The following is a 6,596-nucleotide window of genomic DNA, read 5'->3' as shown; positions in this document are numbered from 1 at the left end:
AGAAGTACGGCACGTAGGTGGCGCATGGGGTGGCTTGTGGCGCAGAGGCGGGTGCCAGGCGATCAGTCGCGGAAGTTGTTGAAGGACAGGGGATGGTCGGCCAGGTCCTTGCGGATCAGGGCCATGGCGGCCTGCAGGTCGTCGCGCTTGGCGCCGGTGACGCGCACGGCGTCGCCCTGGATGGCGGCCTGCACCTTGAGCTTGCTGTCCTTGATCAGCTTTTGCAGCTTCTTGCCCAGCTCGGCCTCGATGCCGTTCTTGACCTTGATGGTCTGCTTGAGCTTGTCGCCGCCGATCTTCTGGGCCTTCTGGATGTCCAGGAAGCGCACGTCCACGCTGCGCTTGGTCAGCTTGTTGCGCAGGATGTCCTCGACCTGCTGCAACTGGAAGTCGGCATCGCCGAACAGCGTGATTTCCTTGTCCTTGAGCTCGATGGCGGCCGAGGTGCCCTTGAAGTCGAAGCGTGTGCCGATTTCCTTGGCGGTGTTCTCCACGGCGTTCTTCACTTCGACGAAGTCGGCTTCGCACACGGTGTCAAAAGAAGGCATGGCAAATATTTCCTGTAAATGTTCTGAAAAAGTACCGCAGCGCGCGGCCGGGCGATGCGGGCGCGGGGCCGGCGGCGCAGGGAGGCGGTGCGACAATCCGGTCGATGTTAGTCGAGAAAAATGTTCCGCTGCAGCATTGCAACAGCTTCGGCATCGCCGCCCGTGCCCACACCCTGGTGCGCGTGCGCAGCGACGAGGACGTGCGCCATTTCCTGGCCGATCCGCTGTGGGGCCGCCAGCCCGTGTTCGTGCTGGGCGGCGGCAGCAATGTGGTGATCACGGGCGACGTCGATCCCGTGGTCCTCAAGATGGAGATAGCGGGCATGCGCCTGCTGCGCGAGACCGATCGCCACTGGATCGTCGAGGCCGGTGCCGGCGAGCGCTGGCACGACCTGGTGGCCTGGACCCTGTCGCAGGGCTATGGCGGCCTGGAGAACATGGCGCTGATTCCCGGCACCGTGGGCGCATCGCCGGTGCAGAACATCGGCGCCTACGGGCTGGAGCTGCAGGACCGGTTCGAATCGCTGGATGCCATCGACCTGGCCACGGGTGAGTCCTTCACGCTGGATGCCGCGCAATGCGCCTTCGGCTACCGCGACTCGGTGTTCAAGCACGCCCCGGCCGAACCCACGCCCGTGGCGCGGGCGCGCATGAGCGGCGTGCCGCCGCGCGGCATGGGCCTCAAGGGCCGCGCCGTGATCACGCGCGTGCGCCTGGCCCTGCCCAAGGACTGGAAGCCCGGCCTGGGCTACCTGGACCTGCAGCGCCGCCAGGCCGAGGCCGGCGTGGCCGAGCCCACGGCCCGCCAGATCTTCGACTGGGTGTGCGAGATCCGCCGCGCCAAGCTGCCCGACCCGGAGCAGATCGGCAACGCCGGCAGCTTCTTCAAGAACCCGACGGTGACGCCCGAGCAGTGCGCCGACATCATTGCGCGCGAGCCCCGCATCGTGCACTACCCCATGGACGACGGCTCCATCAAGCTGGCCGCCGGCTGGCTGATCGATGCCTGCGGCTGGAAGGGCAAGTCCATGGGCCGCGCCGGGGTGTATGACAAGCAGGCCCTGGTGCTGGTCAACCGGGGCGACCGGCACAGCGTGGACCGCAGCGTCACGGGCGGCGAGGTCATGACGCTGGCCGGAGCGATACAGACCAGCGTCTACGAGCGATTCGGCATCCGCCTGGAGCCCGAGCCCGTCGTGGTCTGACCGATCCACGGTCTCAAGAAAACAGCGGCCCGCAGGCCATGGTGCCTGCGGGCCGCTTTGCTTGCTTTGTATCAGCGCATCAGTGGGCGGAATGGCTGCTGCGCCAGCTCATGTAGTCCTTGTCGGTCATCAGCACCCACAGCGCGAGCACCAGCACCACGATGCCCGACACCACGGCATTGCGCATGGCGTCCATCTGGCCGGCAAAGCCCAGCACCCAGGGCGAGATCACCATCCACAGACCCAGCAGGCCTTCGGTCCATTCCTCCCACGCGCGGGGCATGAAGATAGCTCCCAGCGCAGCGGCAATCAGCGCCAGTCCGATGACCACGCCATTGGCCGTGGGCGCCATCTGGTCCTGGAACCCCAGCACCCAGGGCGAGACTGCCAACCAGACTCCCAGCAGGACGTTGAGCGGGTCCTGCCAATGCTTCATGTATTTCATGGCTGCACCTCCTGCCGCCACGACGAATGAGGGCGGCAGCTGGTTGGATCAAGGGCGCAGCATGCAGGTTCCATGAGGATTTTTGCGAAAGTGCATGCTTACCAGGGCATCTCGCCCTTGTTCACCTTGGCGCCGATGTCCAGCGACAGCGCCATGCCGGCCTGCGGGTAGGCCTGCTTCATGGCACCGATCAGCTCGGCGCTGTTGCCCGCCTTGGCGGCGGCGGCCTCGAAACGCTGGAGATAGTCGCGTGTATAGGCGATGGCGCTGGCGTCCATGGCCGTGCCGGCCTGCATGTGGCCGGGCACGACGACAGCGGGCTTGAGGGCCTGCATCTCGTCCAGCTGCGCCAGCCAGGCCTTGCGCTCGGCGCTCTTTTGCGTGTCCGCCGTCCAGACATGCAGGTTGCCGAACACGCCCACGTTGCCGACGATGGCCTGCAGCGCAGGCACCCAGACATAGGGGCGGTGGGCCAGCGGGCCGGTGGTGCCGCGCAGCTCCAGCGCCTGGCCGTCCACCATCACCGTATTGCCTTGCAGGGCCTCGGGCAGCACGGGATGGCTGGGGGCGTTGGCGCCCATCTTGGGGCCCCAGAAGGCCAGCTTGCCCTGCAGCTTGGACTCGATCTTCTCGCGCACGGCCGGCGTGGCCACCACCTTGGCCTGCGGGAACAGGCTCTTGAGCACTTCGGCGCCGAAGTAGTAGTCGGGGTCGGCATTGCTGATGAGGATGGTGGTCAGCTGCTTGCCGCTGTCCAGCACATTGGCGGCAATGCGCAGGCCGTCGGCGCGGGTGAAGCCGCTGTCCACGACCACGGCCTCCTTGGCGCCGGTGATCAGGGTGGAGGTCACGGCAAAGCTGTGTTCGTCGGCCTGGTAGACCTTCATCTGCAGCGGGGCGGGCGCATGGGCGTGGGACAGGCCGGCCGACAGGGCCAGGGTGAGCGAAAGCAAGGTGGTGCGAAGCATGTCGATTTCCTTTGAAAAAAGCACAAGACAGAAAACGGGTGGCAGCGCCGTGCTGCCATGGGTGGTACTTTAGTTTTTGAAATCGAGCAGATAAACGGCAAAATATGCGCTTGTTTGTTGCAGAAATAGAGCATATCCATGGACCGATTGCTGGCGATGCAGGTGTTTGCCGCGGTGGCCGAATGCGGCAGCTTCACGGCGGCGGCCGAGCGGCTGGACCTGTCGCGCGCCATGGCCACGCGCCATGTGGAGTCGCTGGAGCAGTGGCTGGGCGCGCGCCTGCTGCACCGCACCACGCGCCGCGTCTCGCTCACCGATGCCGGTGCGCAGTGCCTGCGCTACAGCCAGCAGATGCTGGCCCTGGCCGATGAGGTGCAAGGCGAGATGCGCGCCGGCGACAGCCAGTTGCGCGGCCTGCTGCGCGTGACCTGCAGCATGTCCTTCGGCCATGCGCAGATGGCGCCGGCCATTGCGCAGTTCATGCGGCTGCACCCGCACCTCAAGATCGACCTGCTGGTGGACGACGGCGCGCTGGACCTGGTGCAGCAGCGCATCGACCTGGCCATACGCATCAGCGCCGATCCGGGCGCCGCACTCATCGGCCGGCCGCTGGCCGTGTGCGAATCGGTGCTGGTGGCCTCGACCGCCTATCTGGATGCGGCTGGCCGGCCGCAGGCACCGGCCCAGCTGCAGGCGCACCGCTGCCTGGGACACATGCGCGTGGGGCGCAATGTCTGGCAATTGACTCGCCGTGACGATGACGGCGATGAGCAGCAGATCGCCGTCACCACCTGGTTCAACGCCAACGAAGCCACCGTGCTGGCCGCCGCTGCCGTCGAAGGCGCCGGCATTGCCTTGCAGCCAACCTATCTGGTCCAGCCCATGCTGCAAAACGGCCAGCTGGAGCTGGTGCTGCCCGACTGGCGCCCGCAGCCGCTGACCGTGCATGCGCTGTACAGCTCGCGTCGCCACCTGCCGGTGGCCGTGCGCGCGCTGCTGGATTTTCTCGTGCAGCGTTTCGAGGGCGCGCGCTGGTAGCCGGGGCGTAAAAAAGCCGCCTTGCGGCGGCTCTTGGCAATCTGCGGCAGGGCGCCGCAGAGTGGCTTATTCCTTGCCGCCCAATTGGGGCAGGGCGGTGCTGGTGCCCAGGGACAGCAGGCCAGCCTTGGCGTAGATGGCCAGCTTGTCGCGGGTGTCCATCAGGTCCAGGTTGCGCATGGTCAGCTGGCCGATGCGGTCGGCGGGGCTGAAGGGCGCGTCCTCGACCTTTTCCATCGACAGGCGCTCGGGCGCGTAGGTCAGGTTGGGCGATTCGGTGTTCAGGATGGAGTAGTCATTGCCGCGGCGCAGCTCCAGCGTCACGGTGCCGGTCACGGCGCGGGCCACCCAGCGCTGGGCGGTTTCGCGCAGCATGATGGCCTGCGGGTCGAACCAGCGGCCCTGGTACAGCAGGCGGCCCAGGCGCAGGCCGTTGATGCGGTACTGCTCGATGGTGTCCTCGTTGTGGATGCCGGTCACCAGGCGCTCGTAGGCGATGTGCAGCAGGGCCATGCCGGGGGCTTCGTAGATGCCGCGGCTCTTGGCTTCGATGATGCGGTTCTCGATCTGGTCGCTCATGCCCAGGCCGTGGCGGCCGCCGATGCGGTTGGCTTCCAGGAACAGCTCCACGGGATCGGCGATTTCCTTCCCATTGAGGGCCACGGGGCGGCCTTCTTCGAAGGTCACCGACACTTCCTCGGCCTTGACCTCGACCTCGGGCTTCCAGAACGCCACGCCCATGATGGGGTTGACGATGCGGATGCCGCTGTTCAGGAACTCCAGGTCCTTGGCCTCGTGCGTGGCGCCCAGCATGTTGCTGTCGGTCGAGTAGGCCTTCTCGGCGCTCATCTTGTAGCCGAAGCCCTCCTTGGTCATGAAGGCCGACATCTCGGCGCGGCCGCCCAGCTCGTCGATGAAGGTCTGGTCCAGCCAGGGCTTGTAGATCTTCAGAGCGGGGTTGGTCAGCAGGCCGTAGCGGTAGAAGCGCTCGATGTCGTTGCCCTTGAAGGTCGAGCCGTCACCCCAGATGTTGACGTCGTCTTCCTTCATGGCGGCCACCAGCATGGTGCCGGTCACGGCACGGCCCAGGGGCGTGGTGTTGAAATAGGTGATGCCGCCCGTGGAGATGTGGAAGGCGCCGGCCTGGATGGCGGCAATGCCTTCGCCGGCCAACTGCGAGCGGCAGTCGATCAGGCGAGCCTGCTCGGCGCCGTACTCCATGGCCTTGCGGGGGATTTCGTCGTAGTCGGCCTCGTCGGGCTGGCCCAGGTTGGCCGTGTAGGCGTAGGGCAGGGCGCCCTTGTTCTTCATCCAGCGCAGGGCGGCGCTGGTGTCCAGGCCGCCCGAGAAGGCGATGCCGACCTTTTGGCCGACGGGAACGTTTTGCAGGATGGTTTCCATACGATGCTTCTCTCAATAACGATGGCGGCTGGCGTGCGGGACGCGGCTGCCGGAAAACACGGAAGGCGCCTGGGCGCCGTCAGGTCGAATGCGTCGGTCTGCCCAGGCGCTCAGGCGCTCTTAGGCGTAGTGGCAGATGTAGTGGTAGGCCTCGGTCACGCGGATGTCGAACTTGGAGTTCGCAGGAACCTGGAAGGACTCGCCGGCCTTGGAGGTCAGCCACTGGTCCGTGCCGTCGAGCTTGTACTCGCAGGAACCGGCCACGCATTCCATGATCTCGGCGGCGGCCGTGCCGAAGGTCAGCTGGCTGGGCAGCACCACGCCGGCAGACTTCTTCGTGCCATCGGCCAGCGTGAAGCCGTGGCTGATGCATTTGCCGTCGAAATAGACATTGGCCTTGGTGGTCAGGGTGATGCCAGAGATGGTTTCGGTGGTCATGGAAGCTGGGCAGAAGGTGGACTAAACCGCCCATTTTAGGCCAGCACCCGGCCGCTGCCCGTACGTGCTGGCCGTCGCCATGCAAAAAGCCCCTTGTCGGGGCTTTGCATGCGCAGGTCCGTCTCAGCGGCGCCAGCCGTGGCGGTAGCCGCCGCGCCAGCCGTGATAGCTGGGGCGCGAGGCGTAGTACACGCCGGCAGCAAGGGCTGCTCCAATCACCACGGGGGCCACATAGTCACCGGCCGAATACACGGGCTGCACAGGCTGGGGGGCGTAGTAGCCACCGCCGTCGTAGTAGTTGTTCTGGTAGACCACGGGCGGCGGCACGGGTGCGGTGGAGTACGCGGCCTGGGGCGGCTGGTTGGTGCCGTAGTAGCCGTTGCTGCCGTAGGCCGCGCTGTTGGCGGCGGGCTGCACGCTCAGCGCGATCCAGTCCCCGGGCGGCGTGGTGGTGCGCGTCGTGTAGTTGCGGCCTGCGTACTCGTAGACCACGTCATAGGCCACGGCGCGGTTCTGGTAGTAGGTCTGGGTGGTGCAGTTGCGCACCGTCTGG

The 6,596-nt window shown here is 66.3% G+C and carries 7 protein-coding genes and 1 pseudogene; 2 read left to right on the top strand and 6 right to left on the bottom strand.

The genetic code is table 11. The features are described 5' to 3' along the window. Positions 1 to 62: 62 nt before the first annotated feature. Positions 63 to 548: a YajQ family cyclic di-GMP-binding protein gene (locus L995_RS17045; RefSeq protein ID WP_012206580.1), complete on the bottom strand. Its 486-nt coding sequence runs from the start codon at positions 546 to 548 to the stop codon at positions 63 to 65. A 104-nt stretch (positions 549 to 652) separates the two neighbouring features. Between L995_RS17045 and murB the strand changes: the two genes are divergently transcribed. Next, the gene (gene murB, locus L995_RS17040) at positions 653 to 1,753 is read left to right on the top strand and encodes a UDP-N-acetylmuramate dehydrogenase (protein WP_047472745.1); all 1,101 of its coding nucleotides are present in this window, start codon (positions 653 to 655) and stop codon (positions 1,751 to 1,753) included. Positions 1,754 to 1,832: 79 nt separating this feature from the next. On the opposite strand, the gene L995_RS17035 is transcribed toward murB, so the two are convergent. After that, positions 1,833 to 2,198, bottom strand: coding sequence for an SPW repeat protein (locus L995_RS17035; protein WP_047472744.1), 366 nt, complete (start codon positions 2,196 to 2,198; stop codon positions 1,833 to 1,835). 98 nt (positions 2,199 to 2,296) lie between these two features. Beyond that, entirely contained in the window at positions 2,297 to 3,166 is an 870-nt protein-coding gene (locus tag L995_RS17030; RefSeq protein ID WP_047472743.1) for an MBL fold metallo-hydrolase, read from the bottom strand. 138 nt (positions 3,167 to 3,304) lie between these two features. Here L995_RS17030 and L995_RS17025 point away from each other — a divergent pair, with 138 nt between their 5' ends. Next, on the top strand, positions 3,305 to 4,204 hold the full coding sequence (locus L995_RS17025) for a LysR family transcriptional regulator (protein ID WP_047472742.1): 900 nt from the start codon (positions 3,305 to 3,307) through the stop codon (positions 4,202 to 4,204). 66 nt (positions 4,205 to 4,270) lie between these two features. Here the strand turns inward: L995_RS17025 and argG are convergent, their stop codons facing one another. The 3 genes and pseudogenes from argG to L995_RS17010 form a co-directional block, all read right to left on the bottom strand. Continuing rightward, a complete protein-coding gene (gene argG / locus L995_RS17020) occupies positions 4,271 to 5,605 on the bottom strand; it encodes an argininosuccinate synthase (RefSeq protein WP_047472741.1) in 1,335 nt (444 codons plus the stop codon). Positions 5,606 to 5,725: 120 nt separating this feature from the next. Further along, on the bottom strand, positions 5,726 to 6,043 hold the full coding sequence (ppnP, locus tag L995_RS17015) for a pyrimidine/purine nucleoside phosphorylase (protein WP_016449253.1): 318 nt from the start codon (positions 6,041 to 6,043) through the stop codon (positions 5,726 to 5,728). Between the two features lie 123 nt (positions 6,044 to 6,166). Then, positions 6,167 to 6,596 (bottom strand): annotated as a pseudogene (locus tag L995_RS17010) (glycine zipper 2TM domain-containing protein); the annotation flags it as partial.

The sequence above is a fragment of the Delftia sp. ZNC0008 genome, assembly GCF_000799035.1.
Lineage (GTDB): Bacteria > Pseudomonadota > Gammaproteobacteria > Burkholderiales > Burkholderiaceae_C > Comamonas > Comamonas tsuruhatensis.
This window is presented reverse-complemented; position numbering and strand designations above follow the sequence as displayed.

Coding starts and splice junctions, on each gene's coding strand:
- L995_RS17045 (WP_012206580.1), bottom strand. CDS start 548: ATGCCTTCTTTTGACACCGTGTGCGAAGCCGACTTCGTCGAAGTGAAG.
- murB (WP_047472745.1), top strand. CDS start 653: ATGTTAGTCGAGAAAAATGTTCCGCTGCAGCATTGCAACAGCTTCGGC.
- L995_RS17035 (WP_047472744.1), bottom strand. CDS start 2,198: ATGAAATACATGAAGCATTGGCAGGACCCGCTCAACGTCCTGCTGGGA.
- L995_RS17030 (WP_047472743.1), bottom strand. CDS start 3,166: ATGCTTCGCACCACCTTGCTTTCGCTCACCCTGGCCCTGTCGGCCGGC.
- L995_RS17025 (WP_047472742.1), top strand. CDS start 3,305: ATGGACCGATTGCTGGCGATGCAGGTGTTTGCCGCGGTGGCCGAATGC.
- argG (WP_047472741.1), bottom strand. CDS start 5,605: ATGGAAACCATCCTGCAAAACGTTCCCGTCGGCCAAAAGGTCGGCATC.
- ppnP (WP_016449253.1), bottom strand. CDS start 6,043: ATGACCACCGAAACCATCTCTGGCATCACCCTGACCACCAAGGCCAAT.